Here is a 16,599-nt window from a genome sequence, read left to right on the forward strand (position 1 = left end):
CGCCGACCGCGCGGAGGCCCACCCCCACCGAGGAGGAGACCATCATGGCCAAGCACCCCGTCGTCGTCTACGGCGCCAGCGGCTACACCGGCAGGCTGATCTGCGAGTACCTGCGCGAGCTGCGGATCCCGTTCACGGCCGCCGGCCGCAACGAGGAGCGCACCAAGAACGTCGTCGACCACATCCCGGGCGTGGCCGACACCGGCGTCTACGACGTCGTCGCCGTCGAGCACACCGTCGCGGGGCTCTCCGAGCTGTTCGAGGGCTCGAAGGTCGTCCTGAACACGGTCGGCCCCTTCGCCGACCTGGGCCACGAGGTCGTCGAGGCGTGCATCGCCACCGGCTGCCACTACCTCGACACCACCGGCGAGCAGAACTGGATGCTCTCGTCGCAGGAGCGCCACGCGGCGGCGATGGAGGAGAAGGGCCTCCTGCTCGCCCCCGGCATCGCGCAGATGTACACGACGGGCGAGATCGCGGCCGAGATCGCCCTCGAGGAGCCGGGCTACGAGACGCTCGACACCGTCATCCTCTGGAAGGGCGCGCCGACGACCGCCTCCACGGAGACGATCTTCTCCAACCTGCTCTCGACGGCGTACAAGCTCGAGGGTGGCGAGTACGTGGCGTGGGACAGCACGCCGCAGCTCCACGAGGTCAGCTTCCCCGGCCAGCACGAGACCGCGCTCGCGCTCCCGTGGGGCGGCACCTCGCTGCCGGTCTGGTTCAAGGACGACCCGCGCGTCAACGACGTCACGTCGCTCGGCGGCGTCTACAACCGCGAGCTGATGAAGGTCGTGCTCTCCATCGCCGAGGCCGTCGAGCAGGCGATCCGCCCGCTGCCGGAGGCCGAGCAGCGCGCGAAGCTCGACGAGATGGCCGCCGCGAACGCCGCACCCATGCCGCCGCGCGAGATGGCCGCCTACAACCGCTCGATGGACTCGGTGCACGCCACCGGACCCCTCAAGCACGCGCACGTCGTCCTCCGCGGCAACTCGAACTACAAGCAGACCGCCCTGCTCCAGGCCTACGGCGCCCTGCACCTGCTGCGCCAGAAGCCGAACCGCGTCGGCTTCGCGTCGGGCTGCCAGGCCTTCGGCCACCGCCGCCTGCTCGACGTCCTGCAGCAGTACGGCCTGACCGGCGAGCCGATCGTCGTGCGCGACTGATGCGCCCGGCCACGTACATCGTCAGGAGGATCCCGTGATCTCCAGCCTGGAGGGCAAGCGCGCCCTCATCACCGGCGCGGCCGCCGGGCTCGGCAAGGCCACCGCCGAGCTGTTCATCGAGCAGGGCGCGAGCGTCGTCGTCACCGACGTCGACGGCGCGGGAGCCGAGGCCGTCGCCTCGGCGCTGGGCGACAGGGCCGTCGCCGCCACGCACGACGTCACCGTCGAGGCCGAGTGGGAGACCGCCGTCGGCGCCGCCCGCGACGCCTTCGGCGGCCTCGACGTCCTCGTCAACAACGCCGGCATCGAGATCGGCAAGCCGCTGACCGAGACCGGGCTCGACGAGTTCGAGCGGCTGATGAAGATCAACGTCTCCGGGACGTTCCTCGGCATCAAGGCCGCGGTCCCTGCGCTGGTCGAGGCCGGCGGCGGATCGATCGTGAACATGGCGTCGGTCGCCGGCCTGGGCGGCGCACCGCTGCTCGGCGCGTACTGCGCGTCGAAGGGCGCGGTCGTCCGGCTGACGGAGGTCGCGGCGATCGAGCTGCGCGCCGCCGGCATCCGCGTCAATGCGGTCTGCCCGGCGTTCATCGGCACCGCGATGGTCGACCGCCTGGTCAAGCCGTTCGAGGCCGCGGTCGGCCTGCCGTTCGGTGACGTCGTGAAGATCAAGCAGGGTCGTCTCGGGACGGCCGAGGAGGTCGCCGAGATGGTGGCCTTCCTGGCCTCCGACGACGCGAAGTGGACCACGGGCACGGCCAACGTGCTCGACGGCGGACTGGTGGAGGGACTCCTGTGAGTGGTGAGCTGGAGGGCCGTGTCGCCCTCGTGACCGGGGCCGGCCAGGGGGTCGGCGCCGCCATCTCCGACGCGCTGGAGCGCGAGGGTGCGACCGTCGTGCGCACCGACATCAAGGGCACCGACGTGACCCTCGACGTCCGCGACGAGGACGCGGTCGGCCGCGTCGTGGCGGACATCGTCGCCGAGCACGGCAAGCTCGACATCGCCGTGCCGAACGCCGGGGTGGCGTTCGTCAAGCCGCTCGTCGAGGTCTCCCTCGCCGAGTGGCGCGAGCTCATGGCCGTGAACCTCGACGGCGTCTTCGTGACGGCACGCGAGGCCGCGAAGGTCATGGCGCCGGCCGGGAAGGGCGCGATCGTCAACGTCGCCTCCGTCACCGGCCTGCGCAGCGCGCCGCTGATCGGGGCCTACGGGGCCTCGAAGCACGGCGTCGTCGGCCTGACGAAGACCCTCGGCGCCGAGCTGCGGGACGTCGGGGTGCGCGTCAACTGCGTGTGCCCGGGCTTCGCGGACACCGAGATGGTCTCCTCGCACGCGCAGGAGCTGACCGACGCGATCGGCGCGCCGGTCCACGACGTCATCAACGCCCGCCAGGGCCGGCTGGGCACCGTCGAGGAGATCGCGAACACGGTCCTCTTCCTCGTCTCGGACCGCGCGAGCTTCAGCACGTCGAACGCGTACGTGATGGACGGCGGCCTGTACGGGGCGCTGGTCTAGGAGGTCGCGTGGGGCCGCCCCGGCCCGATGGGGCGGGGCGGCCCCGCACAGCGGGACCGCGACCGGCCCGCCCCGGACACAGGCGGCGACCGGCCGCCGGTGGACTACCGTCCCGGCAGTGCCCTTCGCGACGACACGCACGCCGTGGGTCCAGGCGCTCGCGTGCACGATCGTCGCCCTCGCCGTGAACGGATGTGGGACCGGGACCTCCGGCACCGGCGGTGGCGCGCCGCCCGGCGGCGCGGGAGCGGACGGGGCGCCGGTCCGGGACGGCGGCCGCGTGACCCGGGTCGTCGACGGCGACACGGTCCACGTCCGGATCCGGGGCGGCGGGGACGAGACCGTCCGGCTGGCGCTCGTCGATGCACCCGAGTCGTCGACCACCCGCTACGGCCGGACCGAGTGCGGCGGCGTCGAGGCTACGACGTTCCTCCGGCGGCTCGTCGACGGCCGCGAGGTCGCGCTGCGCCGGCCGGGCGGCGAGGACCGCGACCGTTTCGGACGCACCGTCGCCGAACTGATGGCCGATGGCCGGAGCGTCGACGAGCAGGTCGTCGCGGCCGGATGGGCGAAGCCGTTCCGCGTCCCGTCGACCGCGGGCGGGTCCGCCGCGAACCGCCGGATCCGGACGGCCGCCGACGACGCGCGGACCGACCGCGTGGGCGTGTGGCGGCTCTGCGGCGGATTCGAGCGGCGGTAGCGCGGGGCGGCGCCACGTGCTCCGGGCACGGCGGCCCCCTGGAGGTGCCGGAGCGGGGGTCAGCGGGCGGCGGCGAAGACCGGCGCGTGGGCGCGGGGTCAGCGGGCGGCGGCGAAGACCGGCGTGTGGACCGCTTCGACGGCGGCGCGGTCGACGGCCTTCTGGCCGCGCTGGTTCGCCACGGCCACGGCACCGAGGAGCGTCACGTTGACGACGAGCCAGGCGGCGAGGAGGACCAGGACGATGAGCATGGACCTGATGATGCGCCCACCGCCCATCGACTCCCGGTCTCCGACCCATCAGATCCGTATCGCCGTACGAACCCGTACCCGACCGCATAGGCGGACGCCACCACCCCGCTCCGCGACCGACCGACCGACCGACCGACCGACCGCGATGGTCCCCCGGCCGTGCCCCGCGCAGGGGCGATCCGCGCCGGGTCCCCTCAGGCCGTCGCCTCGGCGTACTGCCGGCGCAGCGCCGGCTTGTCGTGCTTGCCGACCGCGGTCAGCGGGATCGCGTCGACGCGATCGACGGACTTCGGCGTCATCACGGAGCCCTTACGCTCCTTGACCCAGAGCATCAGCTCCTTGGGGTCGACCTCGCCGTCGGTGACGACGATCGCCTTGACGGCCTCGCCCCACTTCTCGTCCGGCACGCCGATCACGCAGACGTCGCGGACCTTCGGGTGCTGGAAGAGGCAGGACTCGACCTCCTTCGGGTACACGTTGAACCCGCCGGAGATCAGCATGTCCTTCTTGCGGTCCACGATCCGCAGGAAGCCGCGCGCGTCGACCGTCGCGATGTCGCCGGTGTGGAGCCAGCCGTCGATCAGGGTCTCGGCCGTCTGCTCGGGCTTGTTCCAGTACTCGAGCATCACGTGGGGCCCGCGGCAGACGATCTCGCCGCGCTCGCCGACCGGGACCTCGTTGCCCTCGTCGTCGACGACGCGCACGTCGGCGATCGTCACCGGCTTGCCGCACGACGACAGCACGTCGAGGTCGCCGCGCTCGATCGCGTCGGCGTGGTCCGCGGCGGTGAGCGCGCAGATCTGGTTCGGGGCCTCGGTCTGGCCGTAGAGCTGCACGAAGATCGGCCCGAGCCGGTCGATCGCCTGCAGGAGCCGCTCGCGGCCCATCGGCGCGGCGCCGTAGATCACGGTCTGCAGCGACGAGAGGTCGCGCGTCGCGAAGTCCGGGTGGTCGAGCAGCACGTAGAGCATCGTCGGGACGACGAGCATCGACGTGATGCGGTCCCGCTCGATCGCCGCGAGCATCTGCGCCGGGTCGAACCCGCCGAGGATCACGTTCGTGCCCCCGCGCATCCAGACGGGGATGCAGAACATGCCGCTCGAGTGGGTCAGCGGCGCGGCGTGCGCGAACACCGTGCGGTCGTAGAGGCCCATCTCGAGCGCCTCGGAGAGGAACGACGTCACGAGGCTCTGCTGGGTGTGCGCGACGCCCTTCGGCCGGCCGGTCGTCCCGCCGGTGTAGAAGATCGCCGCCAGGTCGGCGGGCTCCGGGGCACCGGCGCGCCCCTCGGCGGGCTGCGCGGCCAGGAGCGCCTGGAAGCCGTCGGGGCCGTCGTCGTCGAGGGACACCAGCCGGACACCCGTCTCGGTCGCGATCCGGCCGGCGCGCTCGGCGAACGCGCCGTCGTGGACGAGGACCTTCGCCCCGGAGTCGCCGACGATGAACACGTGGTCCTCCTCGGACATGCGCGCGTTCAGCGGCGAGACCGCGAAGCCCGCCGCGATCGTGCCGTAGAACGCGACGAGGAGGTCGGTGCGGTCGGCCGAGAGGATCGACACGCGGTCGCCCGGCTCCAGCCCGAGGGCGCGGAAGGCGTGGCCCGCGCGGCGGACGGCCTCCCCGAACGCGCCGAAGGTCAGGCGCGACTCGCCCTCGACGATCGCGTCGCGGTCGACGTACGCCCGGGTGGCCCGGTCGAGCAGGTCGCCGACGGTCTGGTGGAGCAGCGCGGAGGACACGGGCGCGAGCCTACGTCCGGACGCGCGTGTCGGCCAATGACGTCCCCCGGATCCCGGAGCCGCTCGCGTTCACGACATCCGTGAACGGCCGGCCGCCACCGGCCGGACCACCGTCCCTCGGGGCCCATGTGACACGAGCACATGCGCCCGCCCGCGTGCGCCGCCTAGGTTCGGGACGGAGGTCGGACGCGCGCGGGCGCGGGCGGTGACCTCCGGACCCCGCGGGAGCACGCGGGACCCGACCGACGAGGAGCGAGATGAGCGGGACGGCGACGACGGAGGCCCCTGACGCGGTGCGGGACGCGGCAGCGGGACTGGACCTCGACCACCTGACGCAGGAGGTGTCCGGGTCCCTCATGCGCGACGTCTTCGGCGGACGGCGGGCCGACCCGGAGTTCACGGCGCTCGTCGCGCACAGCACCCACGGCAACCTGGCCAACATCCAGGGGGTGTTCTCGGGCCGGCTGCGGGTCCGCGACACCCGGGCGAGCGACGGTGCCCTCGAGCTCGCGGGCGCGGCCGCCGAGCTGCGGCTGCCGCAGACGATGCTCGAGCGGGCGTACCGGTCGGGCCAGAACCGCTTCTGGGCCGCGTGGTTCCGCACCGCGAGCGGGCATGCACGCGCGAGCGGCACGCCGCTGGAGACGTACCTCGGGGATCCGAGCGAGCAGCTCTTCGACTACATCGGCCACGTGCTGGAGCCCGTCGGCGCCCAGTACCAGGCCGTCGCCGCCGAGCAGACGGGCGGCGGCGAGCTGCTGCGCGAGACCGTCCTGCGACGGATCGCCACCACCTGCGAGGACGTGCCGGCGGACGAGGTCGAGCGCGTCCTCGGATACCCCGTCCTCGGCCATCACGCCTACGTGATCGCCCGCATCGCCGGTCCCGCGGTGCCCGACGCGCTCCAGGCCGACCTCCGGCGCGCGGCCGGCGCCGTGGCCGTCCTGCCGTTCCGCGAGAGCCTGGGGAGCTGGGGCGTCTGGCTCGCGCTGCGCGACCCCGCCGGCCCCGCGGTCTCCGCCCGGGTGCGGCGCGCGCTCGAGGCCTCCGGCATCATCGCCGCCGTCGCGGCCGGCGGGGACGGCGTCCAGGGGATGCGGGCCGCCCGCACCGCCACCGACCGCGTCGCCCGCGTCCAGCGCGCGCTCGGCGACGTCCCCCGCGTGGTCTGCGACCAGGACGTCCGGCTCGAGACGCTGCTGCTCGACGACCCGGAGCGCGCCGACGGCTTCGTCCGGGCCGAGCTCGGTCCCCTGGCCGTGCACGACGAGCGCGCCGAGCGCCTGCGGAGCACCCTGCTGACGTGGCTCTCCACCGGGTCCCACGTCTCCGCCGCCGCGACCCTCGGGGTGCACGAGCACACCATCCGCAACCGCATCCGCGAGATCGAGGCGCTGCTGGGCCTCCCCGTGTCCGGCCGCCGCGCGGAGCTCCAGGTGGCGCTCCGGCTCCACCGCGTGTCGCCGGCGCCGGCGGGCCCCGGATCCCCCGAGGCCCCGACGGCCGCGGGCGGCTGATGGCGACCCCCGGCCCCATCGCCCACCGCCCTGCGACCGGCGCCGCGTCGTCCCCGACCGTCGTGCAGGAGCTGCTCGCCGCCCTGACGTCCGGTGGCGTCGAGCACGGGCGCCTGATGGCCACCACGGTCCACGAGCGGATCCCCGAGCTCGGGAACGTCCCCGAGCAGCGGGCGATGTTCGCCGAGACGGAGGCGAGCTGCCGGGCGAACGTCACCGAGATCCTGCGGCTCCTGGAGTCCGGGCTGCCGGTCTCCGACGTCGACGTGCCCGACGCCGCCCGCGACTACGCGGTCTCGCTCGTGCACCGGCGGATCCCGCTGGCGGTCCTGCTCCGGGCCTACCGCGTGGGTCAGAACCACCTGTGGACGACCTTCGCCGAGCGCCTGCGGACGGTCCGTGGCGACGACCCCGCCACGGTGGGGGCGATGGAGGCGATCGCCGCGCTCCTGTTCGAGTACGTCGACCGGGTCTCCGACGAGCTCGCCGAGATCTACCAGCAGGAGCGCGACCAGTGGATCCGCAGCGCCTCGGCGGTCCGCGTCGAGACCGTCCGCGAGCTCCTCGCCGGCCGGCCGGTGGACGTCGACGTCGCCTCGCAGCGCCTGGGCCACGAGCTCCGCGGACGACACCTCGCGATGATCGTGTCCGCCGCGCCGTCGCAGGACGCGCTGCCCGCCCCCGGTGCCCTCGAGCGTGCCGCGACGGCCGCGGCGCTCGCGGCCGGGTGCACGGAGCCGCTGCTCGTGCCGGCCGGCACCTCCGTCCTGTGGGCCTGGGCGACGCCGGGGGAGCTGCCCGATCCGGACGTCCTCGCGCGGCTCGAGGCGCACGGCCCGGGCGACGGCCTGCGCCTGGCGATCGGCCGGCCGGGCGTCGGGGCCGCGGGGTTCCGGGTGTCGCACGAGGAGGCCCGGCACGCGGCCGAGCTCTGCGCCGACGTCGGCCGCGCCACGGCGTCGTACCGGTCCCTCGAGCTCCTGTCGCTGCTGACCGCCGACTTCGAGCGCAGCCGCCGGTTCGTGCTGCGCGAACTGGGGCCGCTCGCCGGGGAGGACGACGCGACGGCCCGGCTGCGCGAGACCGCCCTGGCGTTCCTCGACCACAGCGGCAGCCACCTCGCCGCCGCGCGGGCGCTCCACCTGCACAAGAACACGGTCTACACGCGGGTCCGCCGGGCCGAGCGGGCCCTCGGGTCGCCGGTCGTCCCCGGCCGCGTGGCCCTGCACGCCGCGCTGGCCCTCGCGGTGGCGATGCCCGACCGGGTGATCCGCGCGGCGCCCGGCGAGGCGTGACCGCGACCCGGTGTCCTGCCGCGCCCCGGAGTCCTAGCGCGGCCCGGGGAGCAGCCGGTCCGGGAGCGCCACGGCGAGCCGCAGGGCGTCCTGCAGCGCCGCGTCGCCGACCACGACGGGCCGGCCGAGCAGCCGCTCCGCGCGTCGCACGCGGGTGTAGACGGTGTTCTTGTGGAGGTGCTTCGCACGGGCGGCGGCGGTGTGGCTGCCCCCGTGCTCGAGGAACGCGAGCGTCGTCTCGCGCAGGCCGGCGGTGCCCGCCCCCGGGTCGGCCAGCGGCCCGAGCTGGCGGAGCACGAACCGGCGGCTGCGCTCCAGGTCGGCGATCAGCAGCGAGAGGAGCTCGATCGTGCGGTAGGACGCGACCTTCCGGCACGACGGGTCCTCCACGGCGACGAGGTCGGCGGTCAGCCGGGCCTCCTCGTGCCCGGAGCGGAAGCCGTCCAGGCCGACGCCGGGATGCCCGGCGCAGAGCCGCACGCCTGCGGGCGGCACGTGGGCCTCCGCGCGCTCGAGGGCCTCGTCGTCCGTCCACTCGCCGAGGCCGATCCAGGCCCACAGCGTCGTGCGGCCGACGGGCACGAGCAGCGTGTCGCCGGCGCCGAGCGCCCCGACCAGCCCGAGCACCGCCGACGCGAGCACCTGCCCGTCGTCCGGGGTGTCCAGCGTCGCCACGACCGCGAGGTGCCGGCCGCGCAGCTCGTAGCCTGCGCGGCGCGACGCGACGCCGACGTCGACGTCCTCGCCGGCGAGGATCTCGAGCACGGTGTCGCGACGGACCGACGCCGGGCTGCGGACCCAGCGCTCGAGCTCGTCCTGGTAGATCGTGACGAGCTGGTCGCTCAGGTGGTCGACGTACTCGAAGAGCAGGTTCTCGATCGTCGCCAGCGCGACCGTCGCGGACGGGTCGTCGCCGGCCGCGTCGCGGAGCAGCACCGCGAACTCCCGCCACAGGTGATTCTGGCCCACCCGGTAGCCGCGCAGCAGCACCGCGAGCGGGAGCCGGCGGTGGACGAGGCTGAGCACGTAGTCGCGAGCGGGGTCGGAGACCTCGACGGACTCGACCGGCAGCCGGCCCGTGAGGACGCGCACGATCTCCGTGACGTTCGCGGTGCAGCTCGCCGCGGTCTCGGGCAGCAGGTCCGGCGCGGCCATGAGCTCGGGGATCCGCTGGTGCAGGGCCTCCGCCATGCGGGTGCCGTGCCCGGCGGCGTCCCCGGACGCGAGGACGGCGAGGAGCCGCGGCGGGATCGGCTCGGCCGCCGCCCCGGTCGCGTCCCGCGCGCCGACGGCGGCCAGGGGCGCCGCCGGCTCCACCGGGACGTGACGGGCGGCGGGCCTCACGACGCCGGCGCGCCGATCCGCCGCAGCGCCGACCGCGCCGCGTTGAAGCCGCACATCCCGTGCGCGCCGGCCCCGGGCGGGGTCGCCGCGGAGCAGATGAAGAGGCCGGGCGCGCCGAGCGCGTAGGGGTCGAGCGCCGCGCGTGGCCGGAAGACCATCTGGAGCGGATCGTTCGAGCCGGTGATCGTGTCGCCGCCCACGAAGTTCGCGTTGTAGTCGACGGTCTGCGCGACCGTGCGCACGGCGCGCCCCACGATGCGGTCGCGGAAGCCTGGGGCGAAGCGCTCGATCTGTGCCTCGATCGCGGCCGTCGCGTCGCCGGTCCAGCCGGAGGGCACGTGAGCGTAGCTGTAGATCGGGTGGACGTCGCCCTGGGACCGCGTCGGGTCCGCCAGGTACTGCTGGCAGAGCAGGACGAACGGCCGGTCGGGCATCCGGCCGCGGTGGAGGTCCCGCTCGGTCGCCGCGATCTCCTGCAGGTCGCCGCCGACGTGGACCGTGCCCGCGCGGCGCGTCGGCTCGTACGTCCACGGGACGCCGCCCTCCACGGCGAACTCGACCTTGAACGTGCCGGGGCCGTGCCGGTACTTCCGCAGGGCGCGCGCGACGCGGGGAGGGATCCGGGTGCCGGCGATGTCCGCCGCCGCGGCCGGCGCGACGTCGAGCATCACGATCTCCGGCCCACCGAGCTCGTCGAGCGAGCCGACGCGGACGCCGGTCTCGAACGTCGCGCCGTGGGACCGCGCGAGGGAGATCATCGCGTCGGTGATCGCCCGCGACCCGCCCTCGGCGACCGGCCAGCCGTAGCGGTGCGCGGCCGTGCCGAGCGCGACGCCGATCGCGGCGGACAGGGGGCTCGAGAGCGGGCGCAGCGCATGGGCCGCCACGCCGGCGAACAGCGCCCGGGCCTCCGGCGTCGACCAGCGGCGCGCGAGCACCGCGGCCGGCAGCCCGGAGTACGCGCCGAAGCGCGCCATCTTGATCGGGTGCGACGGCATCCGGACCATCGGCTGCGTGAAGTCCTCGACGATGTCGTCGAAGCGCTCGGTCAGGCGGCCGAAGACCTTGTCCCACGCCTTGCCGTCCTTCCCGAGCCCGGCCGCGGTCTCCGCGACCGAGCGGTACGCCGCGGCGCCGCCGCCCCCGTCCAGCGGGTGCGCGTACTCGACGTCCGCCCACTTCCACGTCAGCCCGTGGGCGCCGAGGTCGAACGCCTGCGAGAAGGCGTTGTCGACCGCCAACGGGTGCGCGGCGGAGCACTCGTCGTGGAGCACCCCCGGCACCGTGAGCTCGCTCGTGCGGGTGCCGCCCCCGAGGCGGTCGGACGCCTCGAGGACCGTGACCTCGACGCCGGCGGCGGCGAGGGTGACGGCTGCGGCGAGCCCGTTGGGCCCGCTGCCGACCACCGTCGCGCGGGTCATGCGGTGACGGGCTCCCCGCCGGCCGCCGCGCCGCCCTGTGGCGTGCTCGCCCCGGCCTGCACCTGCCCGTTCTGCGACTGGCCGGCCTCGGCCCGCCGGCGCTCGACGGCCTCGCCCGATCCGCCGCGGCCGCCGGGGTGGCTGACGCGCTCGTAGCCGTCCATCTTCCAGTCGACCTGCGTCGGGATCGGGCCGTCGGGCAGCCACGGCTGCGCCTCGACGCAGTCCTTCACCGACCAGCTGCCGCGCTCGACGACGCCGACGGCCGCGTCGATCACGCGGTACTGCTGGCGCCCGTTGCCGTACGGCTCGGACTCCACCCAGACGACGATGAACTCGCCCGGCGCGAAGTTGCAGCGCCGCTGCAACGCGGCGATCAGGCGCTCGTCGTGCAGGTGGCCCTCGCCGAAGTTCCAGCCGATGCAGGCGTTCGTGGCGAACTCGGCCTCGCGCAGGTCGTACCGGTCGATGTCGTCACCGAGGGTGTTGATCATCACCGAGTTCATGCCGCGGCCCTGGCTGTGCAGGGAGCGCCAGCCGAGCAGCTGCTGCAGGACGACGGTGCCCTCGTCCTTGCCGTACTCGGCCTCGAGCTGGTCCTGCTGCATGAGCGACGCCTTCTTGACGTGGTCGTTCAGCTTCTGCTCGGCGCCCGGCGCCAGCGCCCACATGCCCGACGCCCAGTTGCCGGCGTACTGCCGCAGCGCGGGGAGGAACGAGATCTGGTCCGGGCGGATGTTGCCCCAGATCGGGAAGAGCACCATGCCGACGACCGTGAGGATGAGGAGGCCGGTGTCCATGTCCGCCAGGCCGTATCCGACGTCGGACCCGTGCTCGAGGAACAGGTAGCCGATCAGGAACATGAACATGATGTTCCACTCGATCGGCGTCGCCAGCGGGAAGCAGCTGATGATGAAGACGCAGTAGCCGAGCATGATGATCGCCGCGATCACGGTGATCGTCTTGTTCGTCGAGAACAGCAGGATCAGCGGGACGATGATCTCGAACGCGGTGCCCGGGATCTCCGCCATGAACTTCGCCTGCTTCGAGGGCCGCAGGTCGTTCGGGAAGTCGGCGTACTGCGCGCGCTTGAACGCTCGCGAGGGGAGCCACGGCGTGTTCGAGACCATCGGCGGGATGACGAGCGGGAAGTGCTTCGTGAGCTTCGAGAAGCCCGCGCCGACCCAGACGGCGACGATGAGGATCTTGGCGGCGACGACCATGTCGACGAACGGGAAGAACGCGAAGAAGATCAGGGCCGGCAGGTACTGCTCGGAGCGCGCGGCGAGGAAGACGATCTTGTCGCGGAGGCCCATCAGGACGAGGAGGACGATGATCGGGATCACCGACGCCATCGCCATCAGGCCCTCGTTGTCCGAGCCGACCATGCGGGAGAGCTCGTCGTCGTACTGGCCGGGGATCGCGATCGCCGCGATGTAGCTGACGATCAGCAGCGTGTAGAGCCCGACGTCGACGATCGTGCGCTCGTCGCCCTTCGTGAACGGCACCCTGTCCTCCCACGGCGGGAGGCGGATCGTGCCCAGGCGGAAGTAGTGCCGGAAGCCCGCGGTGAACGGCTTGAAGTGCCCGGAGAGCGGGCCCCAGGAGCCGCCCATGCCGAGCGACTCGATGAGCAGCATCCAGACGATGAGCTTCTGCCAGACGATCGCCTGGTCGAACCACTCCGACGGCTTGAACGGGTTGAGGTCCGACGTCAGCGTCGCCGCGAGGATGCCGCACCCGACGGTGAACAGGATCATCCGGAACAGGTAGATGAACATGACCATCTTGGGCGCGCCGAAGCCGTACTCCGCCCAGTGCCGCGAGAGGACCTTCAGCCGTTCGCGGTACGGCATGTGCAGGAACGTCGGCGGATCGACGGGTGGGAAGTTCCCGGTGGTCAGGGGCATGGCGGGTGAGTCCTTGGATCGATTCGGGGAAGTCCGCGGGCCGGGGCGTGGGCCCGGCCGCGATGGCTCGCTCGGTGTGCCCAACCTCCCACCGGGCGGGGAGCCCATGCGGGTGCATCCGCCCCCTGATGCCGAACGAAGCGGTGCAGACGCCTACCGCGGCGCCCGGATCTCGGCTACCATCGCGCCGTGACCGCCCCGTTGCGCTGGGAGCCGCCGTCCCCCGAGGCCGCCCGGGAGATCGGGGCCGTGGCCCGTCGCATGCGCGCCGGGTTCGACGAGCTCGTCGACCACATGTGCGCCGCGATCCTCGAGGCGTCCCCGGTCCTCGCGGCGGATCCCGTCCTGGCCGCGTCGACCCGGGCCAGCACCGGCGCCAACATGCGCCGCTGGATCGGTTCCACGATGGCGCGACCGGACGCTCCCGTCGGGGCGGACGTGCCGCCCGAGGCGCTCGACCTCGCCCGCGAGATGACGCGGCGCGGCATCGACCGCGATAGCCTCCTGACCGCCTACCGGCAGGGGCAGAACGTCGCCTGGCGGACCTGGATGCGGTGCGCCCAGGACGAGGGCCTCGACGGCGACGCGCTCGTCGCGACGCTCGACTACGGATCGCGGTCGCTGTTCGGGTTCGTCGACGGGGTCCTGAGCGCGCTCGCCGAGCAGATGGACGCGGAGCGCGAGGAGCTGAACGGCGGGGTCCTGTCCCGCCGGCGCGAGGCCGTGCTCCTGATCCTCGACGGCGCGCCGATCAGCGAGGCGCGCGCCGGCGCACGCCTGGGCTACGAGCTCGGCGGGGACCACACCGCGCTCGTCCTCTGGGCGACCGACGGCGGCGTGGTCGCCGGGGAGCTCGAGCGGGCCGCGGGCGTCGTCTGCCACGCCATCGGCGGCGGGCGCCCGTTCACGGTCTCCGCCGGCTCGGCGCTCTGGGCGTGGACCTCGAGCGCGGCGCCAGAGCCGGAGCTCGTCCGGTCGACCGCGTCCGAGCTGCCGCCCGGGATCGCGGTGGCGGTGGGCACGTCGTCGGCCGGGATGAACGGGTTTCGCGACAGCCACCGCGAGGCCGTCGCGACCCAGCGCCTGCTGATGCGCACGCCGGGCGGCCCGAGCACGATGACCTACGCGGAGGTCCAGGTCGCGTCGCTGGCGCTGCAGGACGAGGACCGTGCGCGGGCCTTCGTCGCCGGGACGCTCGGGGCGCTGGCGACCGCGGACCCGGAGCTCCGGGAGACCGTCCGCGTCTACCTGCGCGAGGACTCGAGCGCCCCGCGCGCGGCCACGCTCCTCCACACGCACCGCAACACGGTCCTCAAGCGCCTGACCCGCGCGGACGCGCTCCTGCCCCTGCCGCTCGCGGGGCGGGGGCTGGAGGTCCGCCTGGCGCTCGAGCTCGAGCGCTGGCTGAGGCCGGCCGGGACGCTCGCCGTGGTCGCCTGAGGTCAGGACCGCGGCAGGTCCCCCGACCGCTGGGCGTGTGCGTGACGCGCGATCGCGGCCTGCTCCGCCTCGGCCGCGCGCTCGACGTCGGCGGTCGTGGTCGGGTCCTCGCCCGAGCGCCACCGGTCGACGACGTCCTGCAGCTGCTCCGCGGCGGTGAGGATCGCCTCCGGCTCGGCGGCGATCCGGACGTCCACGGACCCGACCCGTGTCGCGGCGAGACCGCTGAGCTCCTCCGCGAGCAGGTCGCCCGCAGCATCCAGTGCCGCGAGGGCGGAGCGGACGCGGCCGTGGTTGGCCTCGCGGACCGCGAAGGCCACGAGCTCCTCGCCCTCCAGCAGCGGGAGCCCGCCGGTCAGGGCCAGGCCCACGGTCTCACCCGGCTGGGCGCGTTGCGACGACGTCATCCGGCCGCGGCTCCGGGGCAGCGCGCTCAGCTGCTCCCCGGCGCCGCCGACGGCCAGGACATCCGCCGCGGCGCACCCGACGGCGGCCCAGACGACGTCGTCGAGCGTGACCTCCACGGCGTACGGGTCGCGATGGACGAGTCGCTGCGCACGGATGGCGCGGTTGACCGCGGCGAGCGCGGCACCCACCCACCGCTGGGCCTCGGCCTCGTCGCGGCGCCACCCCTCCAGCACGCTCGCGCCGGCCGACGCGTCGAGCGGCTCGCTGGCCCGCACGAGCGTGACGACGAAGCGGGTCCCGGCCGGGTCGGGGGCCCGACGCCGTCGCTTCGGCGCCGTCCGCGACACCTTCTCGGGTTCGGGCACCTCGAGGTCGAGGACGTCGGCCCCGCCCTGGTCCCGTGCCACCCCGGTCACGCGGTCGCCGCGCGCTCCGGACGGCCCTGCGGCGATGACATTCCTGCCCGGGGGGATCGGCAGCGCGCGGTCCAGCCCCAGCCGGACGTACGCGAGCGTCACGTCCCGGCCACCGTCACCGTCGCGCCGGCTCACTTCGGCCCCAGCGCGGTCGGGTCGGCGGTCAGGCGCGGCGGGGCCTTCGTCCCGGGCTTGGGCGACGTGCGGTCGCCCGGCGACGGGTAGGCGTTGTACTGCACGCCACGCGTCTTGTCGACGGCACCGGCGTTGGCCAGTGCGTCGATCGCGTCGTAGACCTCCTTCGGCAGCCCGCTCAGCGTCTCCTGGTCGACGAGCGCGTGGACCCGACCGAGGTTGCTCGAGACGTCGCGCGTGTCGGTCGCCGACCCGATGTTCGCGAACACCGTGCCGAGGTCCGTGGCGTGCGGCATGAAGTACCGCAGCATCGGGTTCGTCTCGCTCAGGAACCGGTCGACCGACGGGACGGCGTCCGTCGTCGCGCCGCTGAACGTCTTCAGCCGGCTGAGCATCGGCTCCGCCTGCTTCGACACCGACGGCAGGATGCGGAACAGCTGGCGACCCGCTTCGGTCGAGGTCTGCAGGCGCTTCGTCACCGCGGGCAACGCCGTCATGGCGACCCGCAGATCCGCGGCGACCGGTGTGCTGCGGCGCGACACCCGGCCGAGCTTGGCCGAGGTCGTGCGCAGCTGCCGGAGCGTGTCCGGGAGCGCCGCCAGCGTCGCGGCGAGCTGCTTGTCGCGCGAGGCCGCCGCCGCCGCCGTGCGCTGGGACTGGACCGACAGGTTCCGGACGTCCGCCGTCCGGTTCGCGAACGCCTGGAGCGTCTTGCCGGTCTGGTCGATCATCGACGCGAGCTGCGGCCGCTGGTCCTTCAGGAGGTCGCTGAGCTGTGCGACGCCCTTGAGGGTCCCGGGCGTGACCGCGAACAGGCGGCTGAGCTCGGGCCCGCGGTCGCCGAACCCGCCGCCGAACGCGTCGAGGTTCCGCTGGACGGCGGCGCGGGTCCTCGCGTCGAGCCCGGAGAGGATCTCGTCGAGCTGGACGGCCTCGCCGGCCTGGGCCAGCGGGATGACGCCGTCGTCGCCCAGCGGGCCGGCCTTCGGCGTGCCCGGGTCGAGGTCGACGTAGTTCTCGCCGACCAGGGTCTTCGTGCGGATCCGGACGGTGGCGTCCTTGTAGAGCGGGCCCTTGTCCTGGTCGACGTTGAACTCGACGAGGCCGAAGTCGCCGCGGTTCTTCACGTCGCGGACGTGGCCGATCGTGACGCCGGCGCGCCGGACGTCGGCGTTCTGCACGAGCTGGAAGGCCGTGGGCACGAGGGCCCGCGCCTTCAGCGGCTTCTGCCCACCGGGCAGGTCACCGCCGGCCTTGACGAAGAGCCACCCGAAGATGCCCACGCACGCCGCGATGAAGAGGGCGATCGTGAGCAGCTTGCCCACGCGGTGCTCGATCC

Annotated in this window: 14 protein-coding genes; 7 read left to right on the plus strand and 7 right to left on the minus strand. The window is 74.0% G+C overall.

Features of this window, described 5'->3' with window-relative positions:
* Positions 1-44: 44 nt before the first annotated feature.
* The 4 genes from PATMI_RS0103470 to PATMI_RS27095 all read left to right on the plus strand — a co-directional run bounded on the left by PATMI_RS0103470 (position 45) and on the right by PATMI_RS27095 (position 3,384).
* Complete coding sequence (locus PATMI_RS0103470) at positions 45-1,166, plus strand: DUF5938 domain-containing protein (protein WP_026909863.1); 1,122 nt, start codon at positions 45-47, stop codon at positions 1,164-1,166.
* 37 nt (positions 1,167-1,203) lie between these two features.
* Positions 1,204-1,965 carry a glucose 1-dehydrogenase gene (locus PATMI_RS0103475; protein ID WP_026909864.1) on the plus strand — a complete coding sequence of 254 codons (762 nt, stop codon included), beginning with the start codon at positions 1,204-1,206 and terminating at the stop codon, positions 1,963-1,965.
* Positions 1,962-2,684, plus strand: a complete 723-nt coding sequence (locus tag PATMI_RS0103480) for an SDR family NAD(P)-dependent oxidoreductase (protein ID WP_026909865.1) — start codon at positions 1,962-1,964, stop codon at positions 2,682-2,684. Before PATMI_RS0103475 ends, PATMI_RS0103480 begins: the two co-directional genes overlap by 4 nt.
* Positions 2,685-2,802: 118 nt before the next feature.
* Positions 2,803-3,384, plus strand: coding sequence for a thermonuclease family protein (locus PATMI_RS27095; protein WP_036725179.1), 582 nt, complete (start codon positions 2,803-2,805; stop codon positions 3,382-3,384).
* Positions 3,385-3,482: 98 nt separating this feature from the next.
* Here the strand turns inward: PATMI_RS27095 and PATMI_RS36405 are convergent, their stop codons facing one another.
* Positions 3,483-3,635, minus strand: coding sequence for a hypothetical protein (locus PATMI_RS36405; RefSeq protein WP_157260596.1), 153 nt, complete (start codon positions 3,633-3,635; stop codon positions 3,483-3,485).
* A 194-nt stretch (positions 3,636-3,829) separates the two neighbouring features.
* Positions 3,830-5,374 (minus strand): AMP-binding protein, encoded by a 1,545-nt coding sequence (locus PATMI_RS0103495; protein WP_026909866.1) that lies wholly within the window; start codon positions 5,372-5,374, stop codon positions 3,830-3,832.
* 257 nt (positions 5,375-5,631) lie between these two features.
* Between PATMI_RS0103495 and PATMI_RS27100 the strand changes: the two genes are divergently transcribed.
* Both PATMI_RS27100 and PATMI_RS27105 read left to right on the plus strand, forming a co-directional pair.
* Positions 5,632-6,891: a PucR family transcriptional regulator gene (locus PATMI_RS27100; protein ID WP_036725182.1), complete on the plus strand. Its 1,260-nt coding sequence runs from the start codon at positions 5,632-5,634 to the stop codon at positions 6,889-6,891.
* Positions 6,891-8,186, plus strand: coding sequence for a PucR family transcriptional regulator (locus PATMI_RS27105; RefSeq protein ID WP_051471006.1), 1,296 nt, complete (start codon positions 6,891-6,893; stop codon positions 8,184-8,186). The genes PATMI_RS27100 and PATMI_RS27105 overlap by 1 nt, the downstream gene beginning before the upstream one ends.
* Before the next feature lie 33 nt (positions 8,187-8,219).
* Here PATMI_RS27105 and PATMI_RS0103510 read toward each other — a convergent pair whose 3' ends face one another.
* The 3 genes from PATMI_RS0103510 to PATMI_RS27110 are packed head-to-tail and all read right to left on the minus strand — an operon-like array spanning position 8,220 to position 12,861.
* Entirely contained in the window at positions 8,220-9,530 is a 1,311-nt protein-coding gene (locus tag PATMI_RS0103510) for a PucR family transcriptional regulator (protein WP_157260597.1), read from the minus strand.
* The gene (locus PATMI_RS0103515) at positions 9,527-10,951 is read right to left on the minus strand and encodes a phytoene desaturase family protein (protein WP_026909868.1); all 1,425 of its coding nucleotides are present in this window, start codon (positions 10,949-10,951) and stop codon (positions 9,527-9,529) included. Before PATMI_RS0103515 ends, PATMI_RS0103510 begins: the two co-directional genes overlap by 4 nt.
* The gene (locus PATMI_RS27110) at positions 10,948-12,861 is read right to left on the minus strand and encodes a DUF3556 domain-containing protein (RefSeq protein ID WP_084269605.1); all 1,914 of its coding nucleotides are present in this window, start codon (positions 12,859-12,861) and stop codon (positions 10,948-10,950) included. Before PATMI_RS27110 ends, PATMI_RS0103515 begins: the two co-directional genes overlap by 4 nt.
* Positions 12,862-13,050: 189 nt before the next feature.
* Here PATMI_RS27110 and PATMI_RS27115 point away from each other — a divergent pair, with 189 nt between their 5' ends.
* Complete coding sequence (locus PATMI_RS27115) at positions 13,051-14,301, plus strand: PucR family transcriptional regulator (RefSeq protein ID WP_051471007.1); 1,251 nt, start codon at positions 13,051-13,053, stop codon at positions 14,299-14,301.
* Positions 14,302-14,303: 2 nt separating this feature from the next.
* Here the strand turns inward: PATMI_RS27115 and PATMI_RS0103530 are convergent, their stop codons facing one another.
* Both PATMI_RS0103530 and PATMI_RS0103535 read right to left on the minus strand, forming a co-directional pair.
* Positions 14,304-15,227 (minus strand): hypothetical protein, encoded by a 924-nt coding sequence (locus PATMI_RS0103530; protein WP_026909869.1) that lies wholly within the window; start codon positions 15,225-15,227, stop codon positions 14,304-14,306.
* Positions 15,228-15,256: 29 nt separating this feature from the next.
* Positions 15,257-16,585 (minus strand): MlaD family protein, encoded by a 1,329-nt coding sequence (locus PATMI_RS0103535; protein WP_211241689.1) that lies wholly within the window; start codon positions 16,583-16,585, stop codon positions 15,257-15,259.
* Positions 16,586-16,599: the final 14 nt, after the last annotated feature.

The organism is Patulibacter minatonensis DSM 18081 (assembly GCF_000519325.1).
In the GTDB taxonomy this organism is placed as follows: Bacteria; Actinomycetota; Thermoleophilia; order Solirubrobacterales; family Solirubrobacteraceae; genus Patulibacter; species Patulibacter minatonensis.

Excerpts from the sequence above, each read along its gene's own strand:
- PATMI_RS27105 (WP_051471006.1), top strand. The coding sequence starts at position 6,891 with ATGGCGACCCCCGGCCCCATCGCCCACCGCCCTGCGACCGGCGCCGCG.
- PATMI_RS0103470 (WP_026909863.1), top strand. The coding sequence starts at position 45 with ATGGCCAAGCACCCCGTCGTCGTCTACGGCGCCAGCGGCTACACCGGC.
- PATMI_RS36405 (WP_157260596.1), bottom strand. The coding sequence starts at position 3,635 with ATGCTCATCGTCCTGGTCCTCCTCGCCGCCTGGCTCGTCGTCAACGTG.
- PATMI_RS27110 (WP_084269605.1), bottom strand. The coding sequence starts at position 12,861 with ATGCCCCTGACCACCGGGAACTTCCCACCCGTCGATCCGCCGACGTTC.
- PATMI_RS27100 (WP_036725182.1), top strand. The coding sequence starts at position 5,632 with ATGAGCGGGACGGCGACGACGGAGGCCCCTGACGCGGTGCGGGACGCG.
- PATMI_RS0103515 (WP_026909868.1), bottom strand. The coding sequence starts at position 10,951 with ATGACCCGCGCGACGGTGGTCGGCAGCGGGCCCAACGGGCTCGCCGCA.